Source organism: Corynebacterium sp. HMSC062E11 (assembly GCF_001811845.1).
In the GTDB taxonomy this organism is placed as follows: Bacteria; Actinomycetota; Actinomycetes; order Mycobacteriales; family Mycobacteriaceae; genus Corynebacterium; species Corynebacterium hesseae.
Window position 1 is genome coordinate 25,398 of sequence record NZ_KV806821.1, and the last position, 16,831, is coordinate 42,228.

Here is a 16,831-nt window from a genome sequence, read left to right on the forward strand (position 1 = left end):
CCCCGGACACGGAGGCTTAGCTCTTGTCTTTTGATTGCAAAATCTGTTCGAGAGCGCCAATCGCTCGCTTGATTCCCGCTCGGGCACCGCTATCTCGTTCGCTGAAGTCTGCGTCAACGTCGACATCGATCTTTTGGTCCAGCGGGCTGGTGCCGTCGTGGGCTACGTCCTCTGCTGCGCCCTCGGGTGCGGCGTGGTCCGGGATGGACAGCCATTGTTCGCGCTTCCGGTCACCCTGCTGCTGTGTGTAGCGCCCGATGAGGAAGCCGGCGACCGTTGAGAATTCCAAGTCTTCGGCGGTCCTTTCGCCGGATTGGAGCATCATCATGTCTTGGAAGTAGCGGTAGACCACCGCGATGGTCGCCGCCGCCGGAACGGCGAGGAAGCCGCCGACGAGGCCGAAGAGCGCGGAACCTACAGTCACAGAAATCAACACGATGACCGGGTGCAGGTTCATGGCCTTCGATTGCAGCCACGGGGAGAGTACGTTGCCCTCAAGCTGCTGAACTAAAAGGACCAAGCCAAGAACGAGCAGTGCTTTGGTAAAGCCCAAGGAGACCAGCGCGATGGTCACGGATAGCGCACCAGCTACAATCGCGCCCACAAAGGGGATAAAGCCGGCGATGAAGGTGATGATGGCCAGCGCCATGGCCAAAGGCACCCCGATGAGTGCGAGGCCGAGGCCGATGAAGATGGCGTCGACAAGCGAGACCACCGCCTGCGCCCGCACGAAACCGCCCAGCGTGGTCCACACACGGGTGAGCAACTCGGTGAGGTGCCAGCCGGTCCGGCGGCCCGTGGCCTGGCGCAACCAGGGGAGGAAGTTGTGGCCATCTTTAAGGAAGAAGAAGGTCAGCACCACGATGATGAAGAGCGTGACCACGATGGAGGTCGCCGTGCCAATTCCCGTGAACACGGAACCCGCAATAGAGCCGGCCTGGCGCTGCAGCCACAGGGCGATCTCATCGATGTATTGGCCGATCTCATCCGGATCGAGGTTGAGCGGCGGCCCTTGTGCCCATAGCTGCAGGCGCTGAATGCCTTCCGCAGTTTGCAGGTACAGCGTTTGGGATTGCCGCGCAAAGTCCGGAGCAATGAACATGAAAAGCGAGCCCACCGCGGTAAAGGACACGAGGATGGTTACCGCCGCAGCCAGGGCCGACGGCAACCCCTTGCGCCGCATGGCGCTCGCAACAGGGGCAAGCACAGTGCAGATGATGAGAGCAATGAGAACCGGCAAAATGCCACGCCAGAAGTTGCCCAACATGCGGAATGAGGCATAGAGGAATAGCCCAATAATGGTCAGGCGCAGTGCCCACAGCGATGCGGACTTGATGACCTCGCCGACCACCACGGAGCGATCCACTTGGTTGCCTGGCGGGTGCGGTGAGACTGCGTTCAGCGAAGCGGCGTCGACAGAATCATCGAAGCGTCCGCCAAGCGCTGCCTCAGCGGCGGCGAGCTCAGGCGAGGATGCATTGGGGGATGGCTGATCAGAACTCACCCCACCATCTTGCCTTAAAAGATCCGGGGTGCGTTAGGATTGGCCCCGTGAGTCTTACACTTGGAATCGTCGGCCTGCCCAATGTGGGCAAGTCCACTTTGTTTAATGCCCTGACCCGTTCCGATATCTTGGCAGCGAACTATCCGTTTGCCACCATCGAGCCCAATGTCGGACTAGTGGAGCTTCCCGATTCCCGCCTGAACCGCCTCGCGGAAATCTTCAGCTCCGAGCGCATCCTTCCGGCCACCGTGTCCTTCGTGGACATCGCCGGCATTGTCGAGGGCGCTTCCAAGGGTGAGGGAATGGGCAACGCCTTCCTTGCCAACATCCGTGAAGCCGATGCCATCTGCCAGGTGGTGCGTGCCTTCGCTGATGAGAACGTTATCCACGTCGACGGCGAGGTTAACCCGGCGCACGATATTTCGGTCATCAACACCGAGCTCATCCTTGCGGACCTCCAGACCATCGAGAAGGCTTTGCCGCGCTTGGAAAAGGAAGCGCGCAAGAACAAGGATCTGGCAGAAACCGTGGAGGAGACCAAGAAGGCCCAGGCCATCTTGGAGGATGACCGTACCCTCTTCGCGGCGTCCAAGAACAATGAGATTGATTTGTCTTTGCTGCGCGAGCTGCACCTCATGACCGCGAAGCCTTTCCTTTATGTCTTCAACTCGGACGAGGCCGTCCTCACCGATGAGGCCAAGAAGGAGGAGCTGCGCCAGCTTGTCGCCCCGGCGGAGTGCGTCTTCCTCGATGCCCAGACTGAAACCGAGCTCCTTGAGCTCGACGAGGCAGAGGCTCTGGAATTGCTGGAGTCTGTCGGCCAGGAAGAGCCAGGCTTGGCGACGTTGGCCAAGGCCGGCTTCGCCACCCTCGGCCTGCAGACCTACCTGACCGCTGGCCCGAAGGAAGCCCGCGCGTGGACCATCAGGCAGGGCTCTGCGGCACCGCAGGCTGCTGGCGTTATCCACACCGACTTTGAGAAGAAGTTCATCAAGGCAGAAATCGTTTCCTTCGACGACCTAGACGCTGCTGGCTCCATGGCGGAAGCCCGCAACGCTGGCAAGGTGCGCCAGGAGGGTAAGGAATACATCATGCAGGATGGCGACGTCTGCGATTTCAAGATCGGCGGCTAGCTCGTGCGCTCATAGCGCGTAGGCTGTGGGCATGAGTATCGCCCACATCCTAGACCGAGCAGCACATGCCACGCAGTGGCAAGAAGCCCTGTACAAGGACCTTCACCAGCATCCTGAGCTCAGCATGGAAGAGGAGCGCACCCGCGGCGTCATCGCGGGCAAGCTCCGGGAGTTTCCAGGGGTTGAGGTGCTTGAATTCGGCGGGGGAGTCGTCGGCATCCTCCGCAACGGTGAGGGTTCGACGGTCTTAGAGCGCGCTGACTTCGACGGCCTGCCGGTCACTGAAGACACTGGCTTGGACTACTCGGCCACGGGCGAGGTTATGCACGCCTGCGGCCACGACACCCACGTGACCGCCTTGCTTGGCGCCACGGAAGCGATGGCGAAGGCCACTGACGCGTGGTCCGGTACTTTCATCGCGCTCTTTCAACCGGGCGAGGAAACCGCTGAGGGCGCGCAATCCATGGTGGACGCGGGACTTACCGGCAAAGTCCCCACACCTGACGTGTCCTTTGGTCAACACATCTTTATTGATAAAAACGCCCCGGCCGGCAGCGTACTGATTGCGCCCGGCCCGGTCTTGTCGACAGCGACCTCACTCACCGTCACCGTCTATGGCCACGGTTCCCATGGTTCGATGCCACACCTCAGTGTCGATCCAGTCGTCTTGGCCAGCTCCATCGTGTTGCGGCTGCAGACCGTCGTGTCCCGCGAAGTCGATCCTCACCAGTTCGCCGTACTGACCGTCGGCGCGCTGCAAGCGGGGTCGAAGGCCAATATCATCCCGGATTCGGCCACCCTGCGCATCAATGTCCGCGCCTATAGCGAGGAGATTCGAGAGCAAATCGTTGTGGCCATCCACCGGATTGTCAACGCCGAGTGCCAGGCAGCGATGTCCCCACGTGAGCCGGAGATCACCGAAAGCGATAATTACCCGCTCACTGTCAACGATGAGGAAGTCACGAACAAGGTGCGCGCGCAGCTTGTCGACGTCCTCGGAAGCGACAACGTCCTCGACATGGAACCGTGGACCGCATCGGAAGATTTCTCGAGACTCCCCGATGCCTTCGGCGCTCCCTATTGCTTTTGGGGCTTCGGTGGCCGCACGGACGGCGTTTCCGTCCCGAACCACAATCCGCGCTTTGCACCGGAGCTGCAGCCGACGCTCAGCACCGCGACGCAGGCGCTCATCGCCGCGGCCTACGCCTACCTGGGAAATTAATCTTCCATCGCCGAATGGAGCACGGAGAGCACCGTGCGCCGTGCCGCGGAATCATCGAGGTGGGAATCCACCAGCGTCACGAGTGCTTCAAGCACCAGCAGAAAAGCAACGCGCGAGGCATCCTGCAGCTCTGCACGAAATGTCCCATCCGGGGAGGGGATGACCAGCGTGTAGGAGGCGAGCTCCGCCAAGGGCGAGGAGGTAAACGAAGTCAGCGCGATGAGCTTCGCGCCCGCCTCGAAGGATGCGGTCGCGGCTTTGAGCGTGAGCGTGGTCGACCCTGAACCGGAAACGACGAGGCACACGCACTCTGCGTCTAGTTGCGTCGCCGCGATGTGCTGGCCCATGGCCTCCGCCACGAACTCGGCGGGGCGCCCGATGCTTGTGAGGCGCAGCGCCATGGTCTGCGCCAAGGGAGCAGAGAGGCCATTGCCCACGAGGAGAACCCGCTTGGCCTGTGCTACTGCCTCCACTGTCGCGGCTAGCTCATCCTCGTTGAGCAGGGCAGTAAGCCCATGCAGGTAGTTGCTGAAGGAGGCAATCTCGGCACTCATGCGGCCGACGTGGGTGGAATCGGCACCCGCCGGCGGGGTGGGGCGCTGCGCAATCTCCTGCGTGAGCGCCACACGCAACTGCTGGTACCCGTCGTAGCCCAGCGCTTTCGCGGTGCGGATGACGGAGGTACGGGACGTGCCTACCTTGGCTGCCAGCTGGTCCGCAGTGGCGTGCAGGACGAAGTCCATGTCTTCGAGGATTGCCTGGGCCACGCGTTGTTCGATGGGCTGCAGGCTCGGCATGCGCGTGGTGATGTGCGCGGAGAGCGGGGCGGAATCAGTCATAGGGGTAACTATCAGGTGAATTTGGCGGCCACGATGCGGCGGCGGATAGCGCCGGAGATGGCGTCGATGGACATGGTGATGACGATGACCACGATGAGCAGGACGCCGACGACGTCCCACTGGCGGTACTGCGTATAGCCGGTGAGCATGTCACCGATGCCACCCACGCCGATGAGGCCGAGGACCGCGGAGGTGCGCACGTTGATCTCAAAACGGTAGAGCGCGAGCGAAGCCAACTCGGGTTGGACAATGGGCCAGGTTCCCCAGCGTACCATTTCTGCCAGGCTGCCGCCGGCTGCCTTGACCGCTTCGGCTGGGCCAGTCGGCGCGGTTTCAATGGCCTCATAGGTCCACTTCGCATGCGTGCCGATGCCGCCGATGGCTAGAGCTAGCGCGCCCGTAAACGGGGTTAACCCGGTGACGGTGAGGATAATGATGGCGATGATGATCTCCGGTACCGCGCGGATGATGGCAAACAGCGCGCGCAGTGGTAGGCATACCCACCCCGGGGAGACCGTATTGGCAGCTAGGACACCGAGGATGGTGGAGAGGAACACGCCGAGCAGCGCGCCGATCCAGGCCATGGCCACGGAGCGCCAGGTCTGCAGGAGGGCCTCACCCAGCTTGGACCAGTCCGGGTTGGAGAACATGAGCACGAGGTAGTGCCAGATGTTCGAGGGCAAATCTTTAAGAGCCGTCAGATCAACGCGAATGTAGCCAAAGGACAGCGCCAAAATAATAAGGAATCCGGCCCACGCAGCGAAGACTCCCCAGCTGCGGGAGCGGGAGGGAAGTACATGTGCAGTGCTCATCGCAGCCTCTTTCGCAGGTTGACGGACACGATCTCTAGGGCGATGACCACGACGAGCAGCTCGAGCACGATGGCGGAGAGCGCGTCATAGCGGTAGAAGCCACGGACTTCGTCGATCAGCAGGCCAATGCCACCAGCGCCCACGAGGCCGAGGACCGCGGAGATGCGGACGTTGAGCTCGAGGGAGTAGATCACCTGGCTGGCAAATACCGGCCAGGTCTGCGGCAGGGCAGTAACCCGGTTGATCTGGGTTTGCGTGCCGCCGGCGGCCCGGCCGACCTCCATGTAAGAATCATCCGCGGAGTCGATGGCTTCGGAGACGAGCTTGACCACGATGCCGACGTCGAAAAGCACCAGCGTGATGATGCCGGGCAGGGCACCGACTCCGAGCATGGCCACGAGGATGGTGGCGTAGACCAAGTCGGGCTCCGCGCGGACAACGTTGACGATGCCGCGCACTAGCGAGCGCCACGGTGTCGATGGGTTGGTGGGCCGCGCCGCCCACAGGGATAAGGGCAGAGCGATGACCGCGGAGATGGCGGCACCGACGACAGCCATGGCGAGGGTTTCAAGCATCGGCTCCCACGTGCGCGGGAGGATGGACCAGTCGGGGCTGAACATCAGGGCCAAGCGGTCGGCGCCGTTGCGCCAGTTGCGAGCGATCTGCCCAAAGTCGATCTCGATTCCGCCCCAGGCGGGGACGCAGGTGGCGATGGTGAGCGCGAGAAAAGCAGCCAGCCCGCCAAGGATGCCGGGCCAGTTGCGCTGCCGTGGGGGAAGTACCGCCGTCATGCCCGGCTCTCCTGACTTCCCAGCTGGTCTTCCTCGCGGATGCGGCGGCCGTAGATGGCTTCGAAATCCTCCACGGTGGAGCCTGCGGCGGGCCCATCGAAAACTATCTTGCCGTGGCGAATGCCGATGATGCGCGTGGCGTAGTCTTGCGCCAGATCCACCAGGTGCAAGTTCACCAGGGTGGTCAGGTCCCGCTCGGTATTGATGCGGCGCAGATCCTTCATCACGGAGTGGGCAGTGGGCGGGTCGAGGGAGGCGACGGGTTCATCGGCCAGCATGATCGCCGGCTTCTGGGACAGGGCGCGGGCGATGGCCACGCGCTGCTTCTGGCCGCCCGACAAGGCGCCGGCCTTATTCCACGCCTTGTCGAGGATCCCTACGGAGTCGAGGGCCTCGGCGATGATTGCTTTGTCCTCGGCGGTAGAGATTCCCAACAGGGTGCGCCAGCTGGGATTGTGAGAAAAGCGCCCGACGAGGACATTGGAGAAGACGCTCGCGCGGTCGGCTAGGTTGAACTCCTGGAAGATCATGCCGATGCGGCCGCGTAGCTTCCGCAGCTGTGCTCCTTTCGCTGCGGAAATCTCGTGGTCGCCGACGAAAATCTTGCCGGATGTCGGTTGCACGAGGCCGTTGATGCTGCGGATGAACGTGGATTTGCCAGAGCCGGACAGGCCGACGATGGCGACGAATTCGCCGGGAGCGATGTCCACGGAGACGTCGTCGAGCGCCAGCGTTCCGTTGGGGTAGCGCACCGAGACATTCTCGAAGCGGATTCCCCACGCTTTCTCCTCCGTCATGGGTGAAGCCTTTCTGAGTAGGGGCGTCAGGCTACTGGGCGAAGCGCTCGTTGACCTTGCGCGCCATATCGATGGATTCCTGCTTGGCGGGAACCCAGTCGGTGATGTCGAAGATGGCGGACATGGTGTCCGGATCAACCTCGGAGAAGCCGTCCATGAGGTCGGTGATCTGGCCGCGCAGATCCTCCGGCACCTCATCAGAAATCACGACGCCACCGTTGGGGTACATGTCGGTGTAGCCGAAGACCACGAGCTTCTCGGCCAGACCTGGGGCCTCCGACGCGTCGATGGTGGAACGCGCATCCCAGAAGCTGAAGCCCACCTCGGCATCGCCGTTGTAGACCGCCATGATGGAGGCATCGTTGGAGGTCACTGGCACCTTTTTGAGGCTGTCGACGTCGATGCCCTGGGATTCCATGGCCATGACCGGCAGCTGGTATCCGGCGGGGGAGGTAGCACCCAGCATGGCGACGGTGGTCTCCCCATCGATCTTCTTGAGCGCCTCGAGGCCCTTCGGACCCTGGCCCTTGTTCTCCTCCGGGGTGGCGGTGCCGTTGCAGTACAGGTAGTCGGCACCGCTGGCAGCATAGGTGGAGGCCACCGGCTCGTCCTCGCAGTACTTGTCGGGGTTGTTGGTGACGAACTGGCCGGCGTAGGAATCCGCGCCGAAGCGCTCGTCCTGCAGTACGGCGTGAGCGCCGTACATGTCTTCTGCAGAGGCCAGCTGCGCGGCGGAGGCGATGGCGATATCTGCCTGGCCGGAGCCGATGGCCTCGACGGCGGCCTGGTAGTCCTTGGTCACGACTCCCTCGACCTCGATGCCGAGCTCCTCGGAAAGGTAGTCAGTCAGCGGCTTTGCGGTGGTGACGAGATCGTTGACCTTCTCGTTCGGGATGAGCGCGAGGGTGAGCTTGTCGGGGGAGTTCGAGTCATCGGTTGAGGAGGAATCAGAGGAGCAAGCGGTCAGGGAGAGCGACAGTGCAAGGGCGGAGGCAGCGAGGGCGGTGAAACGGCGCATGAGAATGTCTTTCTGTGTCGAGGGGTGGAGTGCTAGAAGGCGGAAGATAGTTCAGAAAAGATGTCGGTGACGCGCTGAGCGCGCCACGTGGGGTTGGCGTCTGCGGGGGTGGCGAACGGTGTTTCCAATAAAACGGTGCGCCCGCCACGGGCAGTCACGGGAGCGAGATCGAAATCCCAGATATCGCCGAAAGCGATGATGGGGCTATCGGGGAAATCAGATTCGAGGATTCGAGTCAAGCCGTCGGGCTTGCCCACCCTCGTGTAGATGGCGTCGAAGGAGTTGCTCAGCCCCAAAACCTTTAGCGCCTCTGCGAGGCCAGTTTCGGGGGAGTTGGTGGCGAGAACCGCGCGGCCGGGATACGAGCCTAGAAACTCGGCGAGGCCTTCGGGCGCTTTGATTCCGGTGTCCGCAAGGTTTAGTCGGGAGGCCATGTAGGCCTGTTGGCAGGAGTCCTCCGGGACATCGCAATCCGCGGCGAGGCTGCGGACGAGGTCGTAGCCGTCGCAATAGTGCACTAGGGAGGCGTCGTTCGTTGAGAGCATGCGTTCGGCGGTGTGGGGGATGGAGTGGTTTCCGGTTGCCTCCCCGATGTGGCGGGCATAGGCCAGCACGGGCCCGTGGCCCAGGCTAACGGTGCCGTCGAAATCGAAGAGGAGAACTGGGGGAGATATGTCTTTGGACATGAAGTACAAACTAACGACGGTGTATGTACTTTACGACCACACGCGGTAAACAATGCGTGAACAGTACGTGCACACTCGCCCTTGGTACCCTGACTCACGGTAAATAGAAATTTTCCTCAGCGAAGGACATATAGAAAGACGCACATGTCTCTTCCAACCGAGCAACTGCTGCTCGAACGCTTCATGAAGCTCTCCATTGCCACCGCAGTGGCCACGATCGCGCTCAAAGTCGTCGCTGCTGCGGCGACGGGATCGGTGGGCTTTCTTTCCGACGCCCTCGAATCCGGTGTGAACCTCGTAGCCGCCGTCGTGGGGTTTGTGGCTATCAAAATTGCGGCGAAGCCGGCAGACGCAAACCACCAGTTCGGCCACGGCAAGGCCGAGTATGTTTCCGCGTTGGTAGAGGGCGCGATGATTTTCGTGGCCGCCGCGATGATCATCTACACGGCCATCCGCCGATTTCTGGTTCCGCAGCCGCTGGAGCAACCTGGGCTCGGCCTCTTACTGTCACTCATCGCCTCTTTGCTGAACTTGGGCGTGGGCCTCCTGCTTGTGCGTGCAGGCAAGCAACACCGCTCAGCTACCTTGCAGGCGGACGGAAAGCACTTGCTTACCGACGTCTGGACGTCCGTCGGCGTCCTCCTCGGCATTGGTGCGGTCGCACTGACTGGCTGGCTGTGGTTGGATCCCGTCATCGCGCTGGCAGTGGGCATTAACATCTTGTGGACTGGGTACAAGCTGCTCAAGGAATCCTTGAGCTCCCTGTTGTCGGAGTCTCTACCGAAGGAAGAGCACGCCCAGCTGGACGCGCTTCTCAATGAGCTGGAGGGCCGTCACGATGTTTCCTTCACCTCACGCCGCACGGTCGCGGCAGGGCGCCAGCGCCTTGTTTACCTCACCATGGATGTTCCCGGCGAGTGGACGGTGCTGCACTCGCACACAATCGCCGACCGCATCGAAGACGCCATCGATGAGCTTTTTCCCGGTGCGGAAGTGTTTATCCATGTCGAGCCCGAAGGAACGGTTCATCGCCGCATCCTACGGATGCCGTAGGCTGGCTACGCCGCGCCCGCCTTCCATGACCCACGGCCAACTGAGGCCATTTCGAGTGAGGACGTTTGCTCGGATCTCATCGGGCACGATCCAATCCTTGTTGGCATAGCCCAGCAGGTATTCGTCGAAGGCGGGGAGTTCGAGCCGGATTTTTAAGGCACCGTCGATTTCGCTCGCGGTGACATCCTCCTGCCAGCCCGCCATCCACAGTGTCTGCCCATCATGGCTAACGATCGTGGCCTCCGTGCTCGCAAGAGCCTTGGCAGCCTGGGATTTGCTGAGCTTGGACCATGTTTGGAGGTCGGCTACGGATACGGGGCCGTGGCCTTCGACATAGCGCTGGGCTAGCTCTGAGAGCGGTTGGTCCGGTTCACGCTGGACGGTAGGTAGCGCATCGACATGGAGGAAGGTCTCTTGGTTGCCAGCTTTTGGGCCCTGTACCAAGTCACCGGCACCGCCGAATGCGCGGAGTAGGTGGGAGCCCCTGCCTTCTGTGGGGTCCACTCCAACCTCAGCGAAAATCTCGTAGACCTCCGTGCGAGTGAGAGGCTCGGTGGCTGCGCCATGTAGTGCTTCCGAAGCTGCTGCCATCATGTCTTCGCTGAGCCCCAAGCTCGGTCGCCGGGATTTCTGGCTGGAGGCCACGCGCGGATAGAGCAAGCGGGACATCCAGCGGACGTCGGCAGCCGGCATGAAGTGCAGCGTGCCGCGCTGTGGCCAACAGCGCACCACGCGATAGTGTCCAACTTCACCGAGCACCTCTTGATCAGTGCAGCCGGCGCGAAGGGCTAGTGCTGTGATGCCGGCATCGTAGGTCTGCCCCTGCAGAGCGAGGAGATGCTCAGCGACGTCCAGCGCCGAGGCGAGCGATGGCCTCGCGGCCGATGGGGCGAGGCCTTGAGCAATGAGCCGGCGGGCTAGAAGTTCGTCGCGGTTAAGTTCCTTCATGGCTGTCTACATTAGAGCCGGAAGGTCTTCATCAGCTGCATGCCCGTCGAAACCAGCTGGCGGAAGCGTTCCGGTGAGACGTACTCCGACGGCGCAAGCGGGTGCAGGCGCTGCTCGGCCACGGTGCGCTCGTTGGCCCACAGGCGCATGCCGGTAATACCGTGGCGGTGGTTCAGGCCAGATTCCTTGACGCCTCCACCTGGCGCGGCGATAGAACCGTAGGCGGCGGCGAAGCCTTCGTTGATGTTGACCATGCCGGCCTCTAGCTGGGAGGCAACCTTCCACGCGCGGCGGGAATTTCCGGACCATACTGAGGCAGAAAGACCGTAGGTGGTGTCATTGGCGCGCTGGATGGCCTCGGCATCGGAGCTCACCGGGTATACCGCCAACACTGGGCCGAAAGTCTCGGTGGCATAGAGATCCATCTTTGGGGTCACGCCGGTGAGCACGGTGGGCTCATAGAAGAAGGGCCCAAGATCCGGCCGAGCCTTTCCGCCATATACCACGGTGGCGCCCTTGGACAGGGCGTCCTCGACGTGGGAAACTACTGCATCGAGCTGGCGCTGCGAGGTCAGCGAGCCGATGGTGGCAGCATCGGAGAATGCTGCCCCGAGCACTTGCTGGTCCAGGGCGTTCTTGAGTTCTGCGAGGAACTCCTCAAAGACGCTCTCGTGGACATAGGCGCGCTCGGCGGACATGCACAGCTGCCCGGAGGAGGAGAAGGCGGTGCGTACGGCACCTTGGGCGGTGGGTTTAAGGGGGGCGTCGTCAAGCACGAGCATCGGGTTCTTGCCGCCCAACTCCAGCATGGTGGGGATGAGGCGCCCCGCGGCCTGGGTGGCAATCGACTTGCCAGCCTGGGTGGAACCGGTAAAGGAGAGCCCATCCACCAGAGGAACCAGGGCGTCACCCACCTCGGCACCCAGGCCGGGAACCAGCTGCCAGGCGGCCTCCGGAAGGCCCGCCTCAATGGCTAGGCGTCGCAGCAGAATTGCCGTCAACGTGGTCTGGGAGTCCGGCTTGTGTACCACGGCATTGCCGGCGGAGAGTGCTGCCAGGACGTCGCCCACGCCCAAGGACAGTGGGTAATTCCACGGGGAGATGAGCCCCACCACGCCGAGTGGGTAGTACTGCGTGCGTGTCTTGGTCAGCACGGGAAGCGCGCCGGGGCGGCGGTCGTTTCCGAAAGCTTTGCGGATGTTGACGGCATAGAACCGAGCACAGTTATACAGATCCATCAGCTCGTCATAGGCGTGGGAGCGGGACTTGCCGTTTTCGGCTTGGATCAGGTCGAGGATGAGCTCCTCGTTCTCGTGAACGAGGTCGTGCAGGCGCAGCAGGATAGCGGCGCGGTCACCTTGCCCGACGCCGGTGCGCGCATAGGTGACTGCCTTCTCGACGTCCCCGGCGGTGGCGACGGGGAAGCTAAAGAGCTTGTCACCGCTAAACGGCGCGTGAGCTTGGTTCTGCTCACCCGTGCCGCGAACATCGCGGGCGGGGTCCGTATCCAAGAAATTGTGCACTCGCTGGGGCAGGCGTGTCTGAGTGAAGGTTTTCATGCGGTCTATTGTCCCAAAAATATGGGATGCCGCTATGAGTTTTTCGAGATTTGTCTCACAAACTAAACTAGTTGTGGTTAGGATGACGCTATGCCAATCCTCGCGACCACTCCACAGGCCCAGGTGCGTTCGGCCGTTGAGCCGCTCGTCAGGTCTGGTGAAAGCCCAGCGCCCGTCGGCGTTATCGACCTCGATGCATTCGACTACAACGCTGCACAGATGCCCACCCGCGCCGGGGGTCTGCCCATCCGCGTGGCCTCGAAGTCAATACGCAGCGTGGCGGCACTACGCCGTGCCCTCGAGCATGAGGGCTACCGAGGCATCCTCTCGTATTCCGTTCCGGAGGCGCTGCATCTGGTCGGGGAGGGTTTCCGCGACATCGTGGTGGCCTACCCGAGTGTTAATCGGAAGGCCCTGCGTGAGATCGCCGCAGATGACACGGCGCGCGAGTCCATCACCGTCATGGTGGATAGCGTGGAGCTGTTGAGCCTGCTCGAGGGTTCTGTACGCGTGGCCATCGATATTGACTGCACCCTCCACTTGCCGGGTGCGGTCATCGGCCCGCGGCGCTCGCCCGTGCGCACTCCGGAACAGGTCTCAGCGCTGGCGCGTGAAATTCTTCGGCGCGGTCACCGGTTGGTGGGGCTCATGGCCTATGAGGGGCAGGTGGCGTCCGTAGCGGATGGCCTGCCAGGTCCAGTGGGAGCGGTCAAGCGTTGGTTGCGTTCGAAGTCCATGGCCGACCTTGCCCCGCGGCGCCGAGCCTGCGTGGCGGCTGCGCGGGAGGTAGCGGACATCGAGTTCGTCAACGGTGGCGGCACGGGCAGCCTCCAGGAATCCGCGGCCGAGGGAACCTTGACCGAGCTCGCCGCTGGCTCCGGCTTCTATACGCCAGCGATCTTCGATGATTTCACTGGCATCAACCACAAGGCGGCAGCGTTCTTCGTCTGCCAAGTATCCCGTGTGCCCGCGCCGGGCTGGGCCACGGTCAACTCCGGCGGCTGGATCGCCTCCGGCCCTCCCGCGAAGGATCGCGTTCCGGTTCCGGTGTGGCCAGCAGGGCTGAGCTACTCCAGTACGGAGGGCGCCGGTGAGGTGCAGACCCCGCTGCGCGGGGCTGACTTAGAAGTCGAGGACCTGGTGTGGTTCCGCCACGCCAAGGCCGGCGAAATGACGGAAAACGTCGACCGCCTCCTCGCCGTCGGGCACGACGGCGTTGATGTATGGGACACCTATAGAGGACAAGGATGGACACTCCGATGACAACCACATTTAGCAATTGGGCAGGATCGGTCACCACGAAACCGCAGGAGTTTGTACAGCCCTCCCGCATAGACGAGATCCCCGGAATTATTAGCCGCTCCCGCAGCGTGCGTGCGGTGGGCGCCGGCCACTCCTTCACTCCCATCGCGGCAGGGGAGGAGACGATGCTCAACCTAGACCACGTGAGTGGGCTGGTGAGCGTCGATAAGCAGCGCAAACGCGTCCGGTTCCTAGCCGGCACTCGCCTGCGAGACGTACCCAAACTGCTGCGCCCATTCGGGCTTGCCCTGGCGAATCAAGGCGATGTGGACCCGCAATCGCTGGCGGGCGCGATTTCGACCTCGACCCACGGCACCGGCATCAATTACACGGGATTTGCGGGGACGGTCACGGGCCTGACGCTCATCGACGCCGACGGCAACGTCCGCACCTATTCCATCGACGAGGACCCGGAGCTCCTGCGCCTCGTAGTCGTCAGCGTGGGCGCGCTCGGCGTGGTCGTCGAAGTTGAAATGCAGTGCGTGGATGCCTTCGACCTGCTGGCTGAGGAGTCTGGCATTGACTTCGATGAGCTGATGGATAATTGGGAGGAGCTCTCCCGCAGCGTCGATCACTTCGAGTCCTATTGGTTCCCGCATACCGACCGCGCCATGGTCAAGGCCAACACGCGCCTCGAACCGAATGGGGAGCGCCGCTCACGGCTTAAGCAGCTTATCGACGACGAGCTCATCGGCAACGGCGCCTTTGCCGCCGCCTTGGCGTTGGGGCGCCTGATTCCGGGAACGATTCCGACCCTTAATAAGTTCGCCACCTCGGTCATTTCTCATAATCGCTACCGTTCCGCCGCCCACGACGTGTTTGTCAGCCCGCGCCGGGTTCGTTTCCACGAGATGGAGTACGCCGTGCCGCTTGCCGACGGCCCCGCCACCGTCCGCGAAATCCGTCGCTTCATCGATGAACAGGACTGGCGCATCGGATTCCCGATGGAGCTGCGTACGACGGCCGCGGATGACGTTGCTCTTTCGACGGCGTCGGGCCGTGAATCGATGTACATTGCCTTCCACATTCCGCGTGCGCTGAATCCGCAGGACTACATGCCGAAGCTGGAACCTATTTTCCGTGCAGCAGGTGGGCGCCCGCACTGGGGCAAGATGAACTCCCTGTCCCGGAATGACTTTGCTCAACTTTATACAAGATTTGATGAGTTCTGCGAACTGCGCGAAAAGATGGATCCGGAGTGGAAGTTCGGTTCGCCCTACCTGCGGAAACTGTTCGGGTAGAGGGCGTCGTCAAGCGCAGTGCAATCCGTGAATTGGATTCGAAAGTATCTCTGATCTTTGGTAGCGTGTGGAAGTCTTAATTCCATAACGCTATCGAAGAAGGTGTCTCAAACGTCCTCTGAATCCCAGTCCCTCATTACGCCGACATTCGTGTTTGCGTGGTTGGTAAATTTCGCCCAGTTTACGGTCTTCTATCTGCTTGTGACCATCATGGCGCTCTATGCCGTGGAGCAGTTTCAGGCTTCGGATACGGCGGGCGGGTTTGCGTCCAGTGCCTTTGTGGTGGGGGCGACGATTGCTCGTCTCTTCTCCGGTTACATCGTTGACGCGGCTGGGCGAAAACGCTCGTTGGTGGCCTCGCTCATTGTGGTGGCTGTAGCCATGGCGCTGTACATGCCAGCGCACTCGTTGCCGATGCTTTTTGCCGTCCGTATTTTGCACGGCTTCGGTTATGCGGTGGCCTCGACTGCTGTGATGGCAGTGGCGCAATCGGTGATTCCGGACCACCGTCGTGCCGAGGGGACCGGCTACTTCGCCTTGGGGACGACCCTAGCCACTGCCTTTGGTCCAGCGGCTGGTTTGGCGATTGTCCACCAAGCTGGCTATAACACCGTGTTTATGGTGGCGCTGACGCTGACGGTGGTGGCGTTGGGGCTGGGTCTCGTTGTGAAGGCCCCGACACAGGAGCGGCCCAGCGTGTCGTTCTCTTTGGGGAATATCGTGCACCCAGCGGTGGCGCCTTTTGGCGTCTTTATCCTTTTGGTTGGCGTTGCGTACACGGGCATTATTACGTTTCTTAACGGCTACTCCTCCCATGCGGGCCTGGAGAAGGGCGCTAGCTACTTCTTCCTGGCCTATGCGGTGGTGAGCCTCATTCTGCGCTTTGTGCTGGGCAAGCTGCAAGATCGTCGCGGTGACAACATCATCATCTATTCCTCGCTCGTCTTCTTTATTGCTGGCCTGGTAGTCCTTGCTTTGGCTGCAGCTGATTGGCAGATCATTGTTGCGGGTGCCTTGGTGGGCTTTGGTTACGGCTCAATTTTGCCGGCGGGCCAGGCTATCGCCGTGCGCTTGGTTCCCATGCATGAGATGGGGGCGGGAATCTCGACCTTCTTTTTGCTGCTGGACCTAGGTATTGGCTTTGGACCGATTCTGCTGGGGCAGATCATCTCCGCGGCGGGCTATTCCGTCATGTACTGGATGTTGGCTGCCTTGATGCTGGTGGCCTCGGTGGTCTACTTCATTGTTCATGGGCGCAAGGACGTTGCACGTGGTGACGTGCGCTACGAATAGATTCCACGTTGGTGGGATTTTTCGTTGGTTGGCGTCGAATGTCCTGGCTAACCCATGGTGTCTACCCCCGTTTATAGTAATGATTTGACGGGAATTTACCACTGGCTATAGCGATGTGTGGCGGTGGCCGCTAGGATTATGTTTAGAACATTTCTTCTAATGCAGGTTTATCTCGGGGGAGATACCCATGACCACCACCGCTACACGCCCGCCTACCTTTTTCTTCTCAACGACCAACCCTAATAACCCACACGCGGTTGCTCGCGCTAAAGCCCGCCGTGCCATCTATGACACTTGGCAGGCTGCCATGCCCAGCCTACAAGCCGATATCAACACCACCGCCCTATCTTTAGTGGCGGCCTGGTCACTTCCGGAAGGTCACATCAAATCCGGACTGCGTGCCATCCACCGGCTTGATAGCCTGCCGAAAGTCAAAGCCATACAAGACACCTACTGCCTGCTCGACATCGAGTCCCTCATCGCTATTGACCAGCCCATGTCGGCACTAACCGCCTTGACTACGGAAACCCTGGATTTTATCGACACCATCCTGGCTGACTTTTTCACCCCTTCGAAACCCAATCAGGCTTTTCCTACCCGCAGCCAAATCAGGCGTAAAGTCCGCGACATCTG

General features: G+C 61.5%; 15 protein-coding genes and 1 pseudogene. 7 read left to right on the plus strand and 9 right to left on the minus strand.

Annotation, left to right across the window (positions count from 1 at the left end; translation table 11 throughout):
• Positions 1-16: 16 nt before the first annotated feature.
• Complete coding sequence (locus HMPREF2822_RS09190; protein ID WP_070523987.1) at positions 17-1,504, minus strand: AI-2E family transporter; 1,488 nt, start codon at positions 1,502-1,504, stop codon at positions 17-19.
• A 47-nt stretch (positions 1,505-1,551) separates the two neighbouring features.
• Between HMPREF2822_RS09190 and ychF the strand changes: the two genes are divergently transcribed.
• Together ychF and HMPREF2822_RS09200 are read left to right on the plus strand one after the other, a co-directional pair.
• Entirely contained in the window at positions 1,552-2,637 is a 1,086-nt protein-coding gene (ychF, locus tag HMPREF2822_RS09195; RefSeq protein WP_070523989.1) for a redox-regulated ATPase YchF, read from the plus strand.
• Between the two features lie 31 nt (positions 2,638-2,668).
• The gene (locus HMPREF2822_RS09200; protein WP_070523991.1) at positions 2,669-3,859 is read left to right on the plus strand and encodes an amidohydrolase; all 1,191 of its coding nucleotides are present in this window, start codon (positions 2,669-2,671) and stop codon (positions 3,857-3,859) included.
• Here the strand turns inward: HMPREF2822_RS09200 and HMPREF2822_RS09205 are convergent.
• From HMPREF2822_RS09205 to HMPREF2822_RS09230, 6 genes are read right to left on the minus strand one after another with little or no spacing between them, the layout of a single operon-like run.
• Entirely contained in the window at positions 3,856-4,698 is an 843-nt protein-coding gene (locus HMPREF2822_RS09205; protein ID WP_070523993.1) for a MurR/RpiR family transcriptional regulator, read from the minus strand. The two genes, HMPREF2822_RS09200 and HMPREF2822_RS09205, sit on opposite strands and share 4 nt — an antisense overlap.
• Positions 4,699-4,709: 11 nt before the next feature.
• Entirely contained in the window at positions 4,710-5,510 is an 801-nt protein-coding gene (gene phnE, locus HMPREF2822_RS09210) for a phosphonate ABC transporter, permease protein PhnE (RefSeq protein ID WP_070523995.1), read from the minus strand.
• Complete coding sequence (gene phnE, locus HMPREF2822_RS09215; protein ID WP_070523997.1) at positions 5,507-6,301, minus strand: phosphonate ABC transporter, permease protein PhnE; 795 nt, start codon at positions 6,299-6,301, stop codon at positions 5,507-5,509. Before phnE (HMPREF2822_RS09215) ends, phnE (HMPREF2822_RS09210) begins: the two co-directional genes overlap by 4 nt.
• On the minus strand, positions 6,298-7,098 hold the full coding sequence (phnC, locus tag HMPREF2822_RS09220; protein WP_049155476.1) for a phosphonate ABC transporter ATP-binding protein: 801 nt from the start codon (positions 7,096-7,098) through the stop codon (positions 6,298-6,300). Before phnC ends, phnE (HMPREF2822_RS09215) begins: the two co-directional genes overlap by 4 nt.
• A gap of 31 nt (positions 7,099-7,129) precedes the next feature.
• Positions 7,130-8,116, minus strand: a complete 987-nt coding sequence (locus HMPREF2822_RS09225; protein ID WP_070523999.1) for a phosphate/phosphite/phosphonate ABC transporter substrate-binding protein — start codon at positions 8,114-8,116, stop codon at positions 7,130-7,132.
• A 32-nt stretch (positions 8,117-8,148) separates the two neighbouring features.
• Positions 8,149-8,802 carry an HAD family hydrolase gene (locus HMPREF2822_RS09230; RefSeq protein ID WP_070524001.1) on the minus strand — a complete coding sequence of 218 codons (654 nt, stop codon included), beginning with the start codon at positions 8,800-8,802 and terminating at the stop codon, positions 8,149-8,151.
• 144 nt (positions 8,803-8,946) lie between these two features.
• On the opposite strand from HMPREF2822_RS09230, the gene HMPREF2822_RS09235 reads away from it, so the two are divergent.
• Positions 8,947-9,855, plus strand: coding sequence for a cation diffusion facilitator family transporter (locus tag HMPREF2822_RS09235; protein ID WP_070524003.1), 909 nt, complete (start codon positions 8,947-8,949; stop codon positions 9,853-9,855).
• On the opposite strand, the gene HMPREF2822_RS09240 is transcribed toward HMPREF2822_RS09235, so the two are convergent.
• Both HMPREF2822_RS09240 and HMPREF2822_RS09245 read right to left on the minus strand, forming a co-directional pair.
• Entirely contained in the window at positions 9,841-10,803 is a 963-nt protein-coding gene (locus HMPREF2822_RS09240) for a winged helix DNA-binding domain-containing protein (protein ID WP_070524005.1), read from the minus strand. The genes HMPREF2822_RS09235 and HMPREF2822_RS09240 overlap by 15 nt on opposite strands.
• A gap of 11 nt (positions 10,804-10,814) precedes the next feature.
• A complete protein-coding gene (locus HMPREF2822_RS09245) occupies positions 10,815-12,362 on the minus strand; it encodes a succinic semialdehyde dehydrogenase (protein ID WP_070524007.1) in 1,548 nt (515 codons plus the stop codon).
• 90 nt (positions 12,363-12,452) lie between these two features.
• On the opposite strand from HMPREF2822_RS09245, the gene HMPREF2822_RS09250 reads away from it, so the two are divergent.
• From HMPREF2822_RS09250 to HMPREF2822_RS13520, 4 genes and pseudogenes are all read left to right on the plus strand, one after another.
• Complete coding sequence (locus tag HMPREF2822_RS09250) at positions 12,453-13,625, plus strand: alanine racemase (RefSeq protein ID WP_070524009.1); 1,173 nt, start codon at positions 12,453-12,455, stop codon at positions 13,623-13,625.
• Positions 13,622-14,905, plus strand: coding sequence for a D-arabinono-1,4-lactone oxidase (locus tag HMPREF2822_RS09255; protein ID WP_070524011.1), 1,284 nt, complete (start codon positions 13,622-13,624; stop codon positions 14,903-14,905). Before HMPREF2822_RS09250 ends, HMPREF2822_RS09255 begins: the two co-directional genes overlap by 4 nt.
• A gap of 102 nt (positions 14,906-15,007) precedes the next feature.
• Positions 15,008-16,198, plus strand: coding sequence for an MFS transporter (locus HMPREF2822_RS09260; RefSeq protein ID WP_070524013.1), 1,191 nt, complete (start codon positions 15,008-15,010; stop codon positions 16,196-16,198).
• Positions 16,199-16,385: 187 nt separating this feature from the next.
• A pseudogene (locus HMPREF2822_RS13520) lies at positions 16,386-16,831 on the plus strand (HNH endonuclease); the annotation flags it as partial.

Coding starts and splice junctions, on each gene's coding strand:
- HMPREF2822_RS09200 (WP_070523991.1), top strand. CDS start 2,669: ATGAGTATCGCCCACATCCTAGACCGAGCAGCACATGCCACGCAGTGG.
- HMPREF2822_RS09205 (WP_070523993.1), bottom strand. CDS start 4,698: ATGACTGATTCCGCCCCGCTCTCCGCGCACATCACCACGCGCATGCCG.
- phnE (WP_070523995.1), bottom strand. CDS start 5,510: ATGAGCACTGCACATGTACTTCCCTCCCGCTCCCGCAGCTGGGGAGTC.
- phnE (WP_070523997.1), bottom strand. CDS start 6,301: ATGACGGCGGTACTTCCCCCACGGCAGCGCAACTGGCCCGGCATCCTT.
- phnC (WP_049155476.1), bottom strand. CDS start 7,098: ATGACGGAGGAGAAAGCGTGGGGAATCCGCTTCGAGAATGTCTCGGTG.
- HMPREF2822_RS09225 (WP_070523999.1), bottom strand. CDS start 8,116: ATGCGCCGTTTCACCGCCCTCGCTGCCTCCGCCCTTGCACTGTCGCTC.
- HMPREF2822_RS09230 (WP_070524001.1), bottom strand. CDS start 8,802: ATGTCCAAAGACATATCTCCCCCAGTTCTCCTCTTCGATTTCGACGGC.
- HMPREF2822_RS09235 (WP_070524003.1), top strand. CDS start 8,947: ATGTCTCTTCCAACCGAGCAACTGCTGCTCGAACGCTTCATGAAGCTC.
- HMPREF2822_RS09240 (WP_070524005.1), bottom strand. CDS start 10,803: ATGAAGGAACTTAACCGCGACGAACTTCTAGCCCGCCGGCTCATTGCT.
- HMPREF2822_RS09245 (WP_070524007.1), bottom strand. CDS start 12,362: ATGAAAACCTTCACTCAGACACGCCTGCCCCAGCGAGTGCACAATTTC.
- HMPREF2822_RS09250 (WP_070524009.1), top strand. CDS start 12,453: ATGCCAATCCTCGCGACCACTCCACAGGCCCAGGTGCGTTCGGCCGTT.
- HMPREF2822_RS09255 (WP_070524011.1), top strand. CDS start 13,622: ATGACAACCACATTTAGCAATTGGGCAGGATCGGTCACCACGAAACCG.